This is a genomic window from Pseudomonas sp. H3_E07 (assembly GCF_054668895.1).
On record NZ_CP162795.1, the window covers coordinates 4,319,165 to 4,336,798 of the forward strand.

General features: G+C 61.1%; 11 protein-coding genes. 5 read left to right on the plus strand and 6 right to left on the minus strand.

Translation table 11 applies throughout. The annotated features are described in order from the left end of the window. The first annotated feature begins 106 nt into the window (after positions 1-106). The gene (locus AB4O08_RS19885; protein WP_460114298.1) at positions 107-2,506 is read left to right on the plus strand and encodes a sensor domain-containing diguanylate cyclase; all 2,400 of its coding nucleotides are present in this window, start codon (positions 107-109) and stop codon (positions 2,504-2,506) included. A gap of 125 nt (positions 2,507-2,631) precedes the next feature. Here AB4O08_RS19885 and dacB read toward each other — a convergent pair whose 3' ends face one another. After that, on the minus strand, positions 2,632-4,092 hold the full coding sequence (gene dacB / locus AB4O08_RS19890) for a D-alanyl-D-alanine carboxypeptidase/D-alanyl-D-alanine endopeptidase (RefSeq protein ID WP_460114299.1): 1,461 nt from the start codon (positions 4,090-4,092) through the stop codon (positions 2,632-2,634). 238 nt (positions 4,093-4,330) lie between these two features. Between dacB and AB4O08_RS19895 the strand changes: the two genes are divergently transcribed. After that, a complete protein-coding gene (locus AB4O08_RS19895) occupies positions 4,331-4,675 on the plus strand; it encodes a YggL family protein (protein WP_010208515.1) in 345 nt (114 codons plus the stop codon). A 37-nt stretch (positions 4,676-4,712) separates the two neighbouring features. Here the strand turns inward: AB4O08_RS19895 and AB4O08_RS19900 are convergent, their stop codons facing one another. Then, entirely contained in the window at positions 4,713-5,903 is a 1,191-nt protein-coding gene (locus AB4O08_RS19900) for a benzoate/H(+) symporter BenE family transporter (RefSeq protein WP_236267029.1), read from the minus strand. Between the two features lie 226 nt (positions 5,904-6,129). Between AB4O08_RS19900 and AB4O08_RS19905 the strand changes: the two genes are divergently transcribed. Continuing rightward, positions 6,130-6,894, plus strand: coding sequence for a GntR family transcriptional regulator (locus AB4O08_RS19905; protein WP_003175499.1), 765 nt, complete (start codon positions 6,130-6,132; stop codon positions 6,892-6,894). 139 nt (positions 6,895-7,033) lie between these two features. On the opposite strand, the gene guaD is transcribed toward AB4O08_RS19905, so the two are convergent. From guaD to xdhA, 4 genes are all read right to left on the minus strand, one after another. After that, on the minus strand, positions 7,034-8,338 hold the full coding sequence (gene guaD / locus AB4O08_RS19910) for a guanine deaminase (RefSeq protein ID WP_010208518.1): 1,305 nt from the start codon (positions 8,336-8,338) through the stop codon (positions 7,034-7,036). A 12-nt stretch (positions 8,339-8,350) separates the two neighbouring features. Continuing rightward, positions 8,351-9,190 carry a xanthine dehydrogenase accessory protein XdhC gene (gene xdhC, locus AB4O08_RS19915; protein ID WP_010208519.1) on the minus strand — a complete coding sequence of 280 codons (840 nt, stop codon included), beginning with the start codon at positions 9,188-9,190 and terminating at the stop codon, positions 8,351-8,353. A gap of 115 nt (positions 9,191-9,305) precedes the next feature. Further along, entirely contained in the window at positions 9,306-11,705 is a 2,400-nt protein-coding gene (gene xdhB / locus AB4O08_RS19920; RefSeq protein WP_010208520.1) for a xanthine dehydrogenase molybdopterin binding subunit, read from the minus strand. Then, on the minus strand, positions 11,698-13,146 hold the full coding sequence (gene xdhA / locus AB4O08_RS19925) for a xanthine dehydrogenase small subunit (RefSeq protein ID WP_010208521.1): 1,449 nt from the start codon (positions 13,144-13,146) through the stop codon (positions 11,698-11,700). The genes xdhB and xdhA overlap by 8 nt, the downstream gene beginning before the upstream one ends. A gap of 280 nt (positions 13,147-13,426) precedes the next feature. On the opposite strand from xdhA, the gene AB4O08_RS19930 reads away from it, so the two are divergent. Next, complete coding sequence (locus tag AB4O08_RS19930; protein ID WP_010208523.1) at positions 13,427-14,086, plus strand: GntR family transcriptional regulator; 660 nt, start codon at positions 13,427-13,429, stop codon at positions 14,084-14,086. Between the two features lie 2 nt (positions 14,087-14,088). Beyond that, positions 14,089-17,577 (plus strand): chromosome segregation protein SMC, encoded by a 3,489-nt coding sequence (smc, locus tag AB4O08_RS19935; protein ID WP_010208525.1) that lies wholly within the window; start codon positions 14,089-14,091, stop codon positions 17,575-17,577. Positions 17,578-17,634: the final 57 nt, after the last annotated feature.

The window sequence follows — 17,634 nt, forward strand, 5'->3', positions numbered from 1 at the left end:
GCTCGCTCCTACAGTTCTTTTGGCTGGTCAAATACGGGGCTGATGGCTATAACTTAAGGTCCAGCCAAAGTGACACCCCCGCACGCTGGCGTTGTGAGTGTTGCCTATGCCGTTGCAAGCCGTCCGCCCGAAAATCCTAGGCTTTATCAGTGAGCAGGCGTCGGCTTGGCTGGTGGCAATAGTGGTGTTACTGGCAGGGTTTACCTTGACGGCGATTGTCGCCTGGGCAGCTTCCGACCTCTATCAGCAGCAGGTGCGCCAGCGCTTTCAGTTGCTGGTCAATGAGCGCTACACCCGCCTGCAGGAACGTTTCGAAGACCAGGAGCAACGGCTGAACAGCCTGCGGCGCTTCTTCGTCAACTCCGACACTGTGTCCCGCGAAGAATTCGACGGGTTTGCCCAGCCCCTGTCGCTGCGTGCCCGCGCTTACTCCTGGGCGCCACGGGTGTATCGCGAACAGCGCAGCCAGTTCGAGCAAGACGTATCCAGCCAGCTCGGCACACCCTTTGTCATCCGTGAGTTGAATTCGGCCGGTGAGCTGGCCCCAGCGCCCGAGCGCGACGAATACGTACCGGTGTTGTACAGCCAGACTCAAAGCTTGTTGGGCGCGCCCTTCGGCTTTGATCTTCTGGCCCAGCCCCTGCGGCGTTCAACCCTTGAGCGTGCACAAAAGACCGGCAGGCTGGCGGTGTCCCAGCCCATGCAATTGGTGGGGGTGGAGCCGGTCTATGCCACTGGGGTTTTACTGGTGGCGCCGGTCAGCCACCTGGGCACTTCTGATCAGTCCCAGCACGAGCCCTTTGGTTATGTGATGGCCGTGATCAGCATACGCCAGCTAGTGGCCGACGGTTTGCCCAAGCCGGACCGGGACAACCTGGTGATGCAGATCATCGACACGTCCGACCTGCAGAAGCGCGTGCTCTTCGAGTCCAGCAATGTGGTGGGCGACAGCGACCTTGTCGGCGCACGTCGTCTGACGCTGGGTGACCACGTGTATGCCTTGAATCTGCGCCCGAGCCAGGTATTCGACCATGCCAACCACTCCTCGCTGAACACGATCCTGTTCATGGGCGGCCTGCTGAGCCTGCTCCTCAGTGCTTTGCTCTATGTGCTGGTGAGCCAGCGTCAGCGCGCATTGAAGCTGGTGGAGCAGCGCACTGCCCAGTTGCGCCTGCGCGAGCAGGAGTTGCGCGGCGCCCATGGCCAATTGCGCAGCGTGCTGAATGCCGCGACCCAGGTGGCGATCATTGCCACCGACCTGCGCGGCGTCATCAATACCTTCAACGCCGGTGCCGAGCAGATGCTGGGCTTCAAGGCCGAGCAAGTGGTGGGCACGCACACCCTGGAAAGCCTGCACGTGGCGGCGGAGCTGGAAGCGCGCTCGGCGAGCCTGAGTATGGCGTTGGGCAAGCGCATCCCGGCGAGCCAAGCCATGCTGGTGGAAAGCCCTGACAACCTGCATGAAGCCCACGAGTGGACCCTGATCCGCGAAGATGGCAGCCAGTTGACCGTCAATATGCTGGCCACGGTGTTGCTGGACGACCATGGTTTATGGATCGGCCACCTGGCGATTTACCTGGACATCACCGAACAGAAACGTGCCTACGAGGCATTGGCGGCCCGCGACCGCCTGCTCAAAAAACTCAGCGCCCATGTGCCCGGAGGGATCTTCCAGTTCACCCTGGAACCCCAGGACAACTGGAAATTCATCTATGCCAGCGACGGCATGCGCGACATCTATGAAATCGAACCCAATATATTGCAGCAGGATGCGAAGCGGGTCTTCGAGCGTATCCACCCGTTGGATGCGGAGCGGGTGCGTGCTTCGATTCGCTTGTCAGCGTTGCAGTTGAGCCATTGGCGCGAGGAATACCGCGTGGTGTTGCCGCAACGGGGCCTGCGTTGGATTCGGGGTGAAGCGACTCCGGAAGAGTTACCAGCAGGCGGTACGTTGTGGCATGGGTACGTGTCGGATATTTCCGATCTTAAGCGGGTGGAAGAAGAACTGCGTGCGCTCTCCATCACCGACTCCCTGACCGGAATCCATAACCGACGCTATTTCCAGGATCGTCTCAAGGCGGAGATGGTGAGGCTCAACCGCACTTCGGGAAACTTGTCGGTGATCATGCTTGATATCGATCACTTCAAACGCATCAACGACCAGCACGGGCACGCCGTCGGCGATGGCGTATTGCAGGAACTGTGCAGGCGCATCAGCCAGCGCCTGCGCCGCACCGACGTGTTCTGTCGCCTGGGCGGCGAGGAATTCATGGTGCTGTGCCCGCACACCGATGGCGAACAGGCCTACAGCCTGGCCATGGAATTATGGGCGTCGCTGCGCAGTGCGCCGATGGACCCAGTCGGTATCGTCACTGCCAGCTTTGGCGTGGCCAGTTGGCGGGTCGATGAAGGCATCGACGGGCTTTTGTTGCGCGCCGACTCGGCCGTGTACGTCGCCAAGCTGGCGGGCAGGGACCGGGTGGAAGCCGAGCGCTTGCGTGCTTGAGACCGCCGCAGGCCAATGTGGGAGCGGGCTTGCTCGCGAATGCGGTAGACCAGCCACTCCATTTGGCGACTGATACGCGGCATTCGCGAGCAAGCCCGCTCCCACAGGGGGACTGCGTTACCGTCTTAAAGGACGGGAGCGGTCGCCACTGCCTTAGGCTGGCGATACAAATCCAGCAGCACCTGATCCAGCACCGACGAAGCGCCCCATGGCTTTGGATCGTTGAGGATCGCCACCACGGCCCAGGTATTGCCATTGTTGTCACGGCTGAACCCGGCGATGGCACGTACGGTGTTCAACGTACCTGTCTTGACGTGGGCTTCGCCGCGCATGGCGGTGGTTTTCAGGCGTTTGCGCATGGTGCCGTCGGTGCCGGTGATCGGCATCGAGCTGATGTATTCCGCGGCGTAAGGGCTTTTCCACGCGGCTTGCAGCATCGTCGCCATTTCGCGGGCGCTGACGCGTTCGGCACGGGACAGGCCGGAACCGTTCTCCATCACCAGGTGCGGCGCGGTGATGCCTTTCTTCGCCAGCCACTGGCGCACGACGCGTTGTGCAGCCTTGGCGTCGTCGCCATCGGCATCGTTGCGGAACTGCGCACCCAGGCTCAGGAACAACTGCTGGGCCATGGTGTTGTTACTGTATTTATTGATGTCGCGGATGATTTCAGCCAGGTCCGGCGAGAACGCCCGGGCCAGCACCTTGGCATCCTTGGGCACTGGCGCCTGGATATCCCGGCCCTGGATGGTGCCGCCCAGTTCCTTCCAGATCGCGCGCACGGCGCCAGCGGTGTAGGTGGCGTGGTCCAGCAACGACAGGTAGGTCTGCGAACTGCAGCCATCGGCCAATTGGCCGCTGACCGTGACCGTCACGCTGCCATCGGCGGCGGTGACCGGGTTGTAGCGCACGTCGCCGGTGCACTGCTTGGCGTTGGAGACCTTGACCTGGTTGTCGATGCGGATGCTGGCAATCGGCGGCTCGACCGACACCAGCACCCGGCCGGAATCATTGCGGGTCACAAAACGCAGGGCTTTGAGGTTGACCAGCAGCGCGTCCGGCTTGACCAGGAACGGTTTGTTCTCATCGTTGCCGTCGTCATTGAATTCCGGCAACAGCGGCTGGTTGAAGAAACTGCGGTCCAGCACCAGGTCGCCGGTAACTTGCTGCACGCCGTTGGCGCGCAGGTCGCGCATCAGCAGCCAGAGTTTTTCCATGTTCAGCTTGGGGTCGCCGCCGCCCTTGAGGTACAGGTTGCCGTGCAGCACGCCACCGCTGAGGGTGCCGTCGGTATAGAACTCGGTTTTCCACTGGTGGTTGGGGCCGAGCATTTCCAGGGCCGCGTAGGTGGTGACCAGCTTCATGGTAGAGGCGGGGTTCACCGAGACGTCGGCATTGAAGACGGTAGGCGTACCCGGGCCGTTCAGGGGGATCATCACCAGGGACAGCGCTGTGTTTTGCATTTTGGCTTTGGTCAGCGCCTGTTGAACACTCGGCGGCAGGGTGGTGTTGACGGGGGCAGCGGAGACGGAAAAGGCCACTGGCAGAATAAGGCCGGCAAAAAAGATTGAACGCAACGATTTGATCATAAGAAGTAAAACCCTACTGCTGAGGAGGGTGAAAAAGTTGAGGGGGAAATAAGAAAAATCCCTCAATGGTCATGAAAGTGTCGGCATTATGCCCCAAGGTAGAGTCACTTGTAGCTGAACCATAGCGGGTATTCGGCGTTTTTTTTACAGGCATTGTGCCGCCTGTCCCAGAGAGTCGGGCAATCGTCGCCTTAAACTGCTAAAGTGCCGCCCGTTATTACTTATGAGGATTGTTCCAATGGCGACTAACCGTTCCCAGCGTCTGCGCAAAAAACTGTGCGTTGATGAATTTCAAGAGCTGGGTTTCGAACTGAACCTGGACTTCAAAGAAGGCCTGAGTGAAGAAGCTATCGACGCTTTCCTCGAAGCATTCATCAAAGAAGCCATGGAAGCCAACGGCCTGGGCTATGTTGGCGGTGATGACTACGGTCTGGTCTGCCTGCAGAAGCGTGGCTCGGTCTCCGAAGAGCAACGTGCTGCTGTTGAAGCCTGGCTGAAAACCCGTTCCGAGCTGACCAAGGCTGAAGTCAGCCCGCTGCTGGACGTGTGGTATCCGGAAAAGCCGATCAACGCGGCTAAGTGATACTAAATAAAACGGCGACCTGAGGGTCGCCGTTTTTTTATGCCTTGCGCCAATTCAGAATCAGCAGCGTCAACACCCCCGCCACAATCCCCCAGAACGCCGACCCGATGGAAAACAGCGTCAAACCAGACGCCGTGACCATAAAGGTGATCAGCGCCGCTTCCCGCTCCTTCGGCTCATTCATGGCGACGCTCAGCCCATTGATGATCGAGCCAAACAACGCCAGGGCCGCAATCGACAGCACCAGCTCTTTGGGCAAGGCTGCGAACAACGCCGCCAAGGTCGCGCCGAACACCCCGGCAATCCCGTAGAACACCCCACACCACACCGCTGCCGTGTAGCGCTTGTTACGGTCTTCATGGGCATGCGGCCCGGTGCAGATGGCCGCACTGATCGCTGCCAGGTTGATGCCGTGGGAGCCGAACGGCGCCAGCACCAGGGACGCCAGGCCGGTGGCGGTGATCAAGGGGGAGGCGGGCACGTTGTAACCGTCGGCCCTGAGCACGGCGACGCCGGGCATGTTCTGCGAGGTCATCGCGACCACGAACAGCGGAATGCCGATGCTGATGGTCGCCGCCAACGAGAAGTGCGGCGTGGTCCACACGGGCGTTGCGACTTCCAGGTGAAAACCGCTGAAGTCCAGCAGCCCCATCAACCCCGACAATGTGGTGCCGATCAGCAGCGCGGCCAGCACCGCATAACGCGGCGACAGGCGCTTGATCACCAGGTACGTGAAGAACATCCCCAGCACCAGCCCGGTGCGATGCTGCGCGGCGACGAAGATTTCGCTGCCGATCTTGAACAGAATCCCCGCCAGCAAGGCGGCCGCCAACGATGCCGGGATGCGCTTGACCAATTTTTCAAAGCTGCCGGTCATCCCGCAAATCGTCACCAGTACGGCGCAGGTGATATAGGCACCGATGGCCTCGCCATAACTCACACCGCCCAGGCTGGTGATCAGCAGCGCGGCACCCGGTGTCGACCAGGCAATGGTGATGGGGGTGCGATAGCGCAGCGACAGGCCGATGCTGCACACTGCCATGCCGATGGAAATCGCCCAGATCCATGACGAAATCTGCGCCGTGGTCAAACCGGCGGCTTGCCCGGCCTGGAACATCAGGACCAGGGAGCTGGTGTAGCCGGTCATCATGGCGATGAAGCCAGCGACAACGGCCGACGCAGACGTGTCGGCCAGCGGGCGCAAAGGCGCTTGGGTGGCGTCGTTCATGGAGAGGTGTTCCTTTTACCTGGGTTTTAGCCGGTGACGGCGCGGATTCAAGCCTAAACTCAAACGTAACGACTCATTGCAATACAGCCGACGGCGCAAACAGCCGTACAGTGTGTTGGCGCACTGGGTTGTGTACAATGTGCCCTGTTTTTAGGTGATACTTGCCAGCGACCCGCTGTTGCCGTATTACCGTTAATTCGCCGCCGTTCTCCAAACCCGAGTGCCCATGAACGAACAGTTGCAACCTCTCAAGAAACAACCGCGAGCCGGCAAGGCCGGTCGCAGCGGAACCCAGGACGATATCGTCTACGCGCATATCTTCGAAGCGATCCTCGAACAACGCCTGGCACCCGGTACCAAATTGAGTGAAGAGGCACTGGGCGAAATCTTCGGCGTCAGCCGCACCATCATCCGCCGCGCCCTGTCGCGCCTGGCCCATGAAGGTGTGGTGCTGCTGCGGCCCAATCGCGGCGCGGTCGTGGCCAGCCCGAGCGTCGAGGAAGCACGCCAGGTATTTCTCGCGCGGCGTCTGGTGGAGCGGGCAATTACCGAGTTGGCAGTCCAGCACGCCACGGCCGAACAATTGGCCGAGTTGCGTCAGATGGTCAACGACGAGCGCGACAGCTTTTCCCGTGGCGACCGCGGCGCGGGTATCCGCCTCTCCGGTGAATTCCACCTCAAGCTGGCCGAAGCGGCGAAGAACGCGCCGCTGATCAGTTTCCAGCGTAGCCTGGTGTCCCAGACTTCATTGATCATCGCCCAGTACGAAAGCGGCAACCGCTCGCACTGTTCCTACGATGAGCACACCCAGTTGATCGACGCGATCGAAGCACGGGACGCGGCGTTGGCGGTGAACTTGATGATGCATCACATGGATCATATCGACAGCAAGCTCAACCTCGACGAAGAGAGCGCGTCGGATGATCTGCATGCGGTGTTCTCGCACCTGTTGCAGACCAAGAAGCCGGGGCGCTCCTCGGTAAAACTGTAGTTACCCTGGTTCACCTGGGACTAAAAATGTGGGAGCGGGCTTGCTCGCGAATGCTGAGTGTCAGTCACCCGATGTATTGACTGATCCAGCGCATTCGCGAGCAAGCCCGCTCCCACATTTGGTTCCGGCGTGCTTCAGATCAGCGCTGATGCACCAACTGGCCGGCCGCATAGGTCTGCAACACCGTCCGATCATCCCCCAGCGTCATCAGCACGAACAACGTCTCGGCGATGGTCTTCGCCTGCTTCAAGCGATAGCTCAGCAGCGGTGTCGCGTTGTAATCCAGCACTAGGAAGTCCGCATCGGTGCCCGGTTGCAGCGTGCCGATCTTGTCTTCCAACCGCAGCGCCCGCGCACCGCCCAGGGTGGCCAGGTACAGCGACTTGAACGGGCTCAAGCGCGCACCCTGCAGTTGCATGACCTTGTAGGCTTCGTTCAGGGTCTGCAGCAGCGAGAAGCTGGTGCCGCCGCCCACGTCGGTGCCCAGGCCCACATTCAGTTTGTGCTTCTCGGCCATCGGCAGGTTGAACAAGCCGCTGCCGAGGAAGAAGTTCGAGGTCGGGCAGAATGCGACCGCCGAGCCGGTCTCCGCCAACCGCGCGCACTCGTCATCGCACAGGTGCACGCCATGGGCAAACACCGAGCGTTCGCCGAGCAATTTGTAATGGTCATACACATCCAGGTAGCCGTTGCGCTCCGGGAACAGTTCCTTCACCCATTCCACTTCCTGCTTGTTCTCGCTGATGTGCGTCTGCATGTACAGGTCTGGGTATTCGCCCAGCAGTTGCCCGGCCAGTGCCAGTTGTTCCGGCGTGCTGGTCGGCGCAAAGCGCGGCGTCACCGCGTAATGCAGGCGGCCCTTGCCGTGCCAGCGCTCGATCAGCGCCTTGCTTTCCTGGTAGCCGGATTCGGCGGTGTCGGTCAGGTAGTCCGGCGCGTTGCGATCCATCATCACCTTGCCGGCGATCATGCGCAGATCGAGTTTCTCAGCGGCTTCAAAGAACGCGTTCACCGATTGCGGATGCACGCTGCCAAACACCAGCGCGGTGGTGGTGCCGTTGCGCAGCAGTTCCTTGATGAAAATATCCGCGACTTCTTCGGCGTGGGCCTTGTCGGCGAACTGGCTTTCGCACGGGAAGGTGTAGGTGTTGAGCCAATCCAGCAACTGCTCGCCATAGGCGCCGACCATGCCGGTTTGCGGCAGGTGGATGTGGGTGTCGATCAGGCCGGGGGTGATCAGCGCGTCCTGGTAGTGGGTGATGTCGATATCGGCAGGCAGGGTCGGCAGCAAGTCGCTGGCATGGCCGACAGCGCTGATCTGGCCGTTTTCGATCACCAGCAGGCCGTCTTCGAAATACTCATAGGAGGCTTCGATCCCCACTTCAGCAGGGTCGGCGATGCTGTGCAGGAGGGCGGCACGGTAGGCTTTACGCGTTAAAGGCATGGCGATCTCAATTCAAATGGCTTGGCTGCGGCGTGAAGCCGGCAGCAGTTTGGCAATAGGTTCGGCGCTGGCGGTGTGCTGGCCGAAATTGGCGTTATAGGTGGCGATGATTTCGCCGGCGATGGAGATGGCGATTTCCACCGGCAACTTGCCCTTCACCTCGGTGAGGCCCATGGGGCAGCGCATCCGTTGCAAGTGCGCGGTGTCGAAGCCGCGATCTCGCAGGCGGTGTTCGAACTTGACGCGTTTGGTCTTCGAACCGATCAGGCCGAAGTAGGCAAAGTCATTGCGTTTGAGCAGGGCGGCGGTGAGTTCCAAGTCCAGCGCATGATTGTGGGTCATGACGATGCAGTAACTGCCCACTGGCAGGTCAGCAATTTCGTCGACCGGCTCTTCGCTGACGATTTTACGCACGCCCTGGGGTATATGTGCCGGAAACTCCTGGTCACGGGAATCGATCCAGCGCACCCGGCACGGCAGGCTGGCCAGCAACGGCACCAGTGCACGGCCGACATGGCCAGCGCCAAATACCGCGATCTGCGCCTGCACTTGGCCCATGGGTTCGAAGAGCAGCACGGTCACGCCACCGCAGCACTGACCCAGGCTGGCGCCCAGGCTGAAGCGCTCCAGATGAGTGTTCTGCTGACCGCGTACGAGCATGTCGCGGGCGATCTGCATTGCCTTGTATTCCAAGTGCCCGCCACCGATGGTGTCGAAACTCTGCGCGGCGCTGATCACCATTTTGGAACCGGCATTGCGTGGCGTGGAGCCGAGCTCTTCGATGATGGTTACCAGGACGCAGGGTTCGCCCCTGTTTTGCAGGTCGGCGAGGGCGCTGATCCAGTTGTTCATGTCTACCTCAACCTTTCTGTTGTCAGTTCGGCCGTCTTCGCAGGCAAGCCAGCTCCCATGGGGGCACACATCAAAATGTGGGCGCCGGGCTTGCCCGCGATGGCAGCGCCTCGGTCTAGAGCGAAGCCATCTCGGTTTCAATCTCAACGGCCCTGGCCGCATTCAACTGCCGCATCTGCTCACACCCCCACAACACCCGCTCCGGTGTCGCCGGCGCATCGATCTTGGGCTGATGGCGATAGTCACCCAGGCTCGCCACCGCATCCTTGATCGCGCACCACGACGCGATGCCGAGCATGAACGGCGGTTCGCCCACGGCCTTGGAATGGAACACCGTGTCTTCCGGGTTCTTGCGGTTTTCCACCAGCTTCACCCGCAGGTCCAGCGGCATGTCGGCCACGGCCGGGATCTTGTAGCTGGCCGGGCCGTTGGTCACCAGCTTGCCTTTGTCGTTCCACACCAGTTCTTCCATGGTCAGCCACCCCATGCCCTGGATAAAGCCGCCCTCCACCTGGCCGATGTCGATGGCCGGGTTCAGCGAGGCGCCGACGTCGTGCAGGATGTCGGTGCGCAGCATCTTGTATTCGCCGGTCAGGGTGTCGACGATCACTTCGCAGCACGCCGCGCCGAACGCGAAGTAGTAGAACGGCCGACCGCGCGACTGGCTGCGGTCGTAGTAGATTTTCGGGGTCTTGTAGAAGCCGGTGCTCGACAGCGAGACCTGGGCGAAATACGCCTGCTGGATCAACGCCTCGAAGGTGAGGATCTGATCGCGCACGCGCACATGACCGTTGTGGAACGCCACATCCGCTTCGCTCACGTCGTATTTGCGTGCGGCGAACTCCACCAGGCGCTGCTTGATGGTTTCGGCGGCATTCTGCGCAGCCTTGCCGTTCAAGTCGGCACCGCTGGAAGCGGCGGTCGGCGAGGTGTTGGGTACCTTGTCGGTGTTGGTGGCGGTGATTTGAACGCGGTCGATTTCCACTTGGAACACTTCGGCCACAACCTGCGCGACCTTGGTGTTCAAGCCCTGGCCCATCTCGGTGCCGCCGTGGTTCAGGTGGATGCTGCCGTCGGTGTAGATATGGATCAGCGCACCGGCCTGGTTGAGAAAGCTGGCCGTAAACGAAATGCCGAATTTCACCGGGGTCAGCGCCAAGCCTTTTTTCAGGATCGGGCTGTGGGCGTTGTACAGGCGGATCGCTTCGCGACGCTCGGCGTATTGGCTGCTGGCTTCAAGCTCGGCGGTCATCTCTTCGAGCATGTTGTGCTCGACGGTCTGGTAGTAGTGCGTGACGTTGCGCTCGTTCTTGCCGTAGTAATTGATCTTGCGCACCGCCAGCGGGTCGAGGCCCAGATGGCGGGCGATGGCGTCCATCACTTCCTCGATGGCGACCATGCCTTGCGGGCCGCCGAAACCGCGATAGGCGGTGTTGGACGCCGTGTTGGTCTTGCAGCGATGGCCGTTGACCGTGGCATCGCCCAGGTAATACGAGTTGTCGGAGTGGAACATCGCGCGGTCGACAATCGAGTTGGACAGGTCCGGCGAACAGCCGCAGTTGCCCGCCAATTCCAGGTTGATTCCGTGCAGGCGGCCCGTGTCGTCGAAGCCCACGTCGTATTCGATGTAGAAGGGGTGGCGCTTGCCGGTCATCAACATGTCTTCGACGCGCGGCAGGCGCATCTTGGTCGGCTGGCCGGTGAGGCGCGCGACCACCGCGCACAGGCACGCCGGGCTTGCGGCCTGGGTTTCCTTGCCGCCGAAACCACCCCCCATGCGACGCATGTCCACGACGATTTTGTTCATCGACACGTCCAGCACTTCGGCCACCAGTTTCTGCACTTCGGTGGGGTTCTGCGTGGAGCAATAGACGATCATGCCGCCGTCTTCGGTGGGCATTACCGAAGAAATCTGGGTTTCCAGGTAGAAGTGTTCCTGGCCGCCGATATGCAGGGTGCCTTGGATGCGGTTTTTCGCGGTCGCCAGTGCGCCTGCCGAATCACCGCGCTGATGGGTGTGGCTGTCGAGCACGAAATGCTTCTTGCGAAACGCCTCGACCACGTCCAGCACGGGTTCCAGGTCTTCGTATTCGATCACGGCGGCCATCGCGGCTTTACGCGCGGTTTCCAGATCGCGGGCGGCTACCGCCAGCACGACCTGGCCGACGAACTGCACCGTATCGATCGCCAACAATGGATCGCCCGGCATCAATGGGCCGATGTCCTTCAGGCCCGGCACGTCTTCATGGGTGATGACAATCCGCACGCCTTCAAAGGCGTAGCAGGGCGCGGTGTCGATGCTGATGATCCGGGCATGGGCACGGTCGGACATGCGCGCATACAGGTGCAATTGGTTGGGGAATTCCAGGCGGTCATCGATGTACTGCGCTTCGCCGCACACATGTTTGGCGGCGCTGTCGTGCTTGACGCTGCGGCCCACGCCAGAGGTGAGGTCCTGTGCGAACAGCTCGGCGAGTTCGGCCTGGGTTTTAACGACGGCGTGATGGTTAGACATAAGCGGTCACCCGAGTCTCGATGTGCGGCGTTTGCAGTTCGATGAAGTATTTGCGCAGCAGGTTCTGGGCGCTGAGCAGTCGGTATTCCTTGCTGGCGCGGAAGTCCGACAGCGGGGTGAAATCCTCGGCGAGGGCGGCGCAGGCCTTTTCCACGGTGGCGCAGTTCCAGGTGGCGCCGACCAACGCCGCCTCGCAGTTCTTGGCGCGTTTTGGCGTGGCGGCCATACCGCCGAACGCGACGCGAGCCTCGCCGATCACACCGTTATCGATCTTCAGGTTGAACGCGGCGCAGACGGCGGAAATATCATCGTCCAGGCGCTTGGAGACCTTGTAGGCACGGAACAAGGCGTGGCCCTTCGGAACGATGATCTTCTCGATGAACTCGCTGTCCTGGCGCGCCGTGACGCGGTAGTCGATGAAGTAATCCTCCAGCGCCAAGGTGCGGCGGGTTTCGCCCTTGCACAGTACGATCTGCGCGCCGAGGGCAATCAGCAGCGGCGGCGAGTCACCGATCGGCGAGGCGTTGCCGATGTTGCCGCCCAGGGTGCCCTGGTTACGGATCTGCAGGGAAGCGAAACGGTGCAGCAGTTCACCGAAGTCCGGGTATGCGTGGTGCAGCGCGGTGTAGCAATCGGAGAGGGCGGCGGCAGCGCCGATTTCCAGGCGGTCGTCGAAGTCGTCGATACGCTTCATTTCTTCAATATTGCCGACGTAGATCATCACCGGCAGCGTGCGGTGGAACTGAGTGACTTCCAGCGCCAGGTCGGTGCCGCCGGCCAGCAGCCGGGCTTGCGGGTAGGCGTCGTAGAGATCGGCGAGGTCGGCGACGGTCAGCGGCACCAGGCAGCGCTTGTCGCCGCTGTTGAGTTCACCGGTTTGCGTCGGCGCAATGGCCTTGAGGCGGGCGATGGTCTCGGCTTGGCGGCTGTCGAACTGATCCTGGGGTTTGTTGCAGCAGGCCTGTTCGGCGGCGGCGAGAATCGGGCGATAACCGGTGCAGCGGCACAGGTTGCCGGCCAGGGCTTCATGCGCCTTTTGGTTGTCGGGGGCGTCGCTGTTCTTTTGCAGGGCGAACAACGACATCACGAAACCGGGGGTGCAAAAGCCGCACTGCGAACCGTGGCATTCGACCATGGCCTTCTGGACGCTGTGCAGTTGACCCTGGTGCTTGAGGTCTTCGACGCTGATCAGTTGCTTGCCGTGCAACGACGACACAAAGGTCAGGCACGAATTGAGACTGCGATAACGAATCTGCTCGGCGCCGGTGTCATCCGTGTGCAGCTCGCCCACCACCACAGTGCAGGCACCGCAATCGCCGCTGGCGCAGCCTTCCTTGGTACCGGATTTGCCCAGGTGCTCACGCAAATAGTTGAGCACAGTCAGGTTGGGGTCCAGGGCGTGCTCGCTACGGAGTTCCTGGTTAAGTAAAAACTGGATCACGGAAGGCCTCGCAGACTCATTATTGTTGTTAACCGCTTTGCGCCGAATCTAGTCATGTCTGACTTTTCGGTCAACGATTTTCTGACCAGAAGGTCAAGAAAATGCGGTCGCAACACTTTCAATTATGGTCCAGTCTTCTGGAACCGGCGTTTTTAGGGGCTTCTGGGTGTTCATCTGTGCTTATTCCGTGCCAAATTCTGAAAGGTGGGCGTAGCGCCATCAGCCAGCCAATGCGCTACACTGCCGCGCTTGTACCGATAGAAGATTTTGAAGGTAAAACATGACGTTCAAGGCGCCGGACAGTCTCGCCGAGCAAATTGCTCACCACCTCGCCGAACGCATCATTCGCGGCGATCTCAAGCCTGGAGAGCGGATCCAGGAGCAAAAGGTCACGCTGGCGCTCAATGTCAGCCGTGGCTCCGTGCGCGAAGCCTTGCTGATTCTCGAACGCCGCCACCTGATCGCGATCCTGCCGCGCCGTGGCGCCCACGTCACAGAGCTCACTGCGCACAAGGTGCAGAGCCTGTGCACCTTGATGGGCGAGCTGTACATCCTGCTCGGCAATGCGGTTGCCCAAGGCTGGCAGACGCAGGCCGACATGGCGCCGTTCGTGCAGATCCAGCAGCGCCTGGTCACCAATTTCGAGCGTCAGGACATCCGCGCCTTCGTTGAAGAAAGCTTCAATGTAATGCGCGCCGCCTATCCTTTCGCTAACAACCCGTACCTGCAGGAAACCGTCGAGAACCTGCAACCGGCGATGAACCGCGCCTATTACCTGGCGCTGGATCAGCGCAAGGCGTCCATGAGCGAGTACCTGGCGCTGTTCGAGCAACTGCTCGCCGCGGTACTGGCCCGTGACCTGCCGCACATTCGTCAAGTGCTGTCGACCTACGGCGAGCGCAGTTGCGCGCTGGTCATCGCTGCGTTGGCGGACGCCTAAGCGTGCGGCTCAAGTGCATCAAACTGGCGGGGTTCAAATCCTTCGTCGACCCGACCACGGTGAACTTCCCCAGTAACATGGCGGCGGTGGTCGGGCCCAACGGTTGCGGCAAGTCGAACATCATCGACGCCGTCCGCTGGGTGATGGGCGAGAGCTCGGCCAAAAACCTGCGTGGCGAGTCGATGACCGACGTCATCTTCAATGGCTCCACCAGCCGCAAGCCGGTGAGCCAGGCCAGTATCGAACTGGTGTTCGACAACTCCGACGGCACCTTGATCGGCGAGTACGCGGCCTACGCGGAAATCTCGATCCGCCGCAAAGTGACCCGCGACAGCCAGAACAGCTACTTCCTCAACGGCACCAAGTGCCGACGCCGCGACATCACGGATATTTTCCTCGGCACCGGCCTCGGCCCGCGCAGCTACTCGATCATCGAGCAGGGCATGATCTCCAAGCTGATCGAAGCCAAGCCCGAAGACCTGCGTAACTTTATCGAGGAGGCGGCCGGCATCTCCAAGTACAAGGAGCGCCGCCGCGAGACCGAAAACCGTATCCGCCGCACCCATGAGAACCTCGCTCGCCTGACCGACCTGCGCGAAGAGCTGGAGCGCCAGTTGGAGCGCCTGCACCGCCAGGCCCAGGCTGCCGAGAAGTACCAGGAGTACAAGGGCGAGGAGCGCCAGCTCAAGGCGCAATTGTCGGCTTTGCGTTGGCAGGCGTTGAATGACCAGGTGGGGCAGCGCGAAGCGATCATCGGCACCCAGGAAATCAGCTTTGAAGCCCTGGTGGCCGAGCAGCGCAACGCCGACGCCAGCATCGAACGCTTGCGTGACGGCCACCATGACCTGTCCGAACGCTTCAATCTGGTGCAGGGTCGCTTCTATTCGGTGGGCGGCGACATTGCCCGCGTCGAGCAAAGCATCCAGCACGGCCAGCAGCGCCTGCGTCAGTTGCAGGATGACTTGAAGGAAGCCGAACGCGCGCGGCTGGAAACTGAATCGCACCTGGGCCACGACCGCACCTTGCTGCTGACCCTCGGTGAAGAGCTGGACATGCTCACCCCCGAACAGGAAATCACCAGCGCCGCCGCCGAAGAAGCCGCTGCCGCGCTGGAAGAATCCGAAACCACCATGCACGGCTGGCAGGAGCAATGGGACACCTTCAACCTGAAGTCTGCCGAACCACGGCGCCAGGCCGAGGTGCAGCAGTCGCGTATCCAGCAGCTGGAAACCAGTATGGAGCGCCTGGCCGAGCGCCAGCGTCGTCTGCAGGAAGAGCGTGTGTTGCTTGCCGCCGACCCGGAAGACGCGGCGATCATGGAATTGAGCGAGCAGCTGGCTGAAAGCGAAATGACGCTGGAAGAGCTGGAAGCCAGTGAAGAGCAACAAGTGGAGCGCCTGGAGCAATTGCGTCAGCAACTGCAACAGGCGACCCAGGCACAGCAACAGGCCCAGGGTGATTTGCAGCGGCTTAATGGCCGCCTGGCGTCCCTGGAAGCCTTGCAGCAAGCCGCCTTGGACCCCGGCACCGGCACCGCTGAATGGCTGCGTGACCAGCATTTGGCCGAGCGCCCGCGCCTGGCGGAAGGCTTGAAGGTCGAGGCGGGTTGGGAGTTGGCGGTTGAAACTGTCCTGGGTGCCGATCTCCAAGCCGTCTTGGTGGATGATTTTGGCGGCTTCGACCTGGCCGGTTTTGCCCAGGGCGATTTGCGTTTGCTCAGCCCTGCGGCGGATGGCACGCGGGTGCCAGGCAGTTTGCTGGATAAGGTTGAGGCGGCGATTGATCTGTCGCCGTGGCTGGGCCAGGTCAAACCGGTTGAATCACTTGAGCAGGCCCTGGCCCAGCGCGGCCAACTGGCGGCCGGCGAAAGCCTGATCAGCCGCGACGGCTACTGGGTCGGCCGCCATTTCCTGCGCGTACGCCGCGCCAGTGAAGCCGAAAGTGGCGTCCTGGCCCGTGGCCAGGAAATCGTCAATCTGATCGCCGAACGCGAAGAGCGCGAAGCCACCCTCGAAAGCCTGGAAACCGAACTGCAAACCCTGCGCGCCACCCAGCGTCAGCAAGAGACCGGCCGCGAACACCTGCGCCGCCTGTTGCAGGACGAAGCGCGCCAGCAAGGCGAATTGAAAGCCCAACTCTCCGCGAGCAAAGCCAAGGTCGAGCAATTGACCTTGCGCCGCACCCGCCTCGACGAAGAAGTCGCCGAGATGGGCGAGCAGCGCGCCCTGGAACACGAACAGATCGGCGAAGCGCGTCTGCACCTGCAGGAAGCCCTCGACAGCATGGCGCTCGACACCGAGCAGCGTGAATTGCTGCTGGCCCAGCGCGACAGCCTGCGCGAACGCCTCGACCGCGTGCGCCAGGAAGCCCGTCAGCACAAGGATCATGCCCACCAGTTGGCGGTGCGCCTGGGTTCGCTCAAGGCCCAGCACGCGTCCACGGCCCAGGCCCTTGAACGCCTGGAGATGCAGTCCGAACGCCTCACTGAAAAGCGCGAGCAACTGAGCCTCAACCTGGAAGAGGGCGAAGCGCCGCTGGAGGAGTTGCGTCTCAAGCTGGAAGAACTGCTCGACAAGCGCATGACCGTCGACGAAGAACTCAAGACCGCGCAAATCGCTCTGGAAGACGCCGACCGCGAATTACGCGACGCCGAAAAACGTCGGACCCAGGCCGAGCAGCAATCCCAGCTGATCCGCGGTCAGCTCGAACAACAGCGCATGGAATGGCAAGCCCTGACCGTGCGCCGCAAGACCCTGCAAGACCAATTGCTGGAAGACGGCTACGACTTGCACGGCGTGCTCAATACCCTGACCGCCCAGGCCAACGAGAAAGAAGCCGAAGAAGAGCTTGAGCGAATTGCTGCGCGTATCCAACGCCTCGGCGCGATCAACTTGGCGGCCATCGACGAATACCAGCAACAATCCGAGCGTAAACGTTATCTGGATGCCCAGGACGCTGATTTGGTCGAAGCCCTGGACACCCTGGAAAACGTGATCCGCAAGATCGACAAGGAAACCCGAAACCGCTTCAAAGATACCTTTGATCAGATTAATAGCGGTTTACAGGCGTTATTCCCAAAAGTTTTCGGCGGTGGCAGCGCTTACTTGGAACTGACGGGCGAAGATCTACTCGATACAGGGGTAACGATCATGGCGCGGCCTCCGGGCAAGAAGAACAGCACCATCCATTTGTTGTCCGGCGGCGAGAAAGCCCTGACCGCATTGGCTCTGGTATTTGCCATCTTCAAGTTGAACCCGGCACCGTTCTGCATGCTCGACGAAGTTGACGCCCCGTTGGATGACGCTAACGTTGGACGGTATGCGCGGTTGGTCAAAGAGATGTCCCAGACCGTGCAGTTCATCTATATCACCCACAACAAGATCGCCATGGAGATGGCTGACCAATTGATGGGGGTAACGATGCACGAGCCGGGCTGTTCGCGTTTGGTCGCGGTGGATGTGGAAGAAGCGATGGCGATGGTGGAGTCTTGATCCTTGTTGGGACAGAATTTTTATAGCGCGCGGTAAGACGCTTTACCGGTCTGGCGA

What these genes read in the sequence shown, in the direction of transcription:
- xdhB (WP_010208520.1), bottom strand. Translation starts at nt 11,705, where the DNA reads ATGTCTAACCATCACGCCGTCGTTAAAACCCAGGCCGAACTCGCCGAG.
- xdhC (WP_010208519.1), bottom strand. Translation starts at nt 9,190, where the DNA reads ATGAACAACTGGATCAGCGCCCTCGCCGACCTGCAAAACAGGGGCGAA.
- AB4O08_RS19900 (WP_236267029.1), bottom strand. Translation starts at nt 5,903, where the DNA reads ATGAACGACGCCACCCAAGCGCCTTTGCGCCCGCTGGCCGACACGTCT.
- dacB (WP_460114299.1), bottom strand. Translation starts at nt 4,092, where the DNA reads ATGATCAAATCGTTGCGTTCAATCTTTTTTGCCGGCCTTATTCTGCCA.
- AB4O08_RS19930 (WP_010208523.1), top strand. Translation starts at nt 13,427, where the DNA reads ATGACGTTCAAGGCGCCGGACAGTCTCGCCGAGCAAATTGCTCACCAC.
- guaD (WP_010208518.1), bottom strand. Translation starts at nt 8,338, where the DNA reads ATGCCTTTAACGCGTAAAGCCTACCGTGCCGCCCTCCTGCACAGCATC.
- AB4O08_RS19895 (WP_010208515.1), top strand. Translation starts at nt 4,331, where the DNA reads ATGGCGACTAACCGTTCCCAGCGTCTGCGCAAAAAACTGTGCGTTGAT.
- AB4O08_RS19905 (WP_003175499.1), top strand. Translation starts at nt 6,130, where the DNA reads ATGAACGAACAGTTGCAACCTCTCAAGAAACAACCGCGAGCCGGCAAG.
- AB4O08_RS19885 (WP_460114298.1), top strand. Translation starts at nt 107, where the DNA reads ATGCCGTTGCAAGCCGTCCGCCCGAAAATCCTAGGCTTTATCAGTGAG.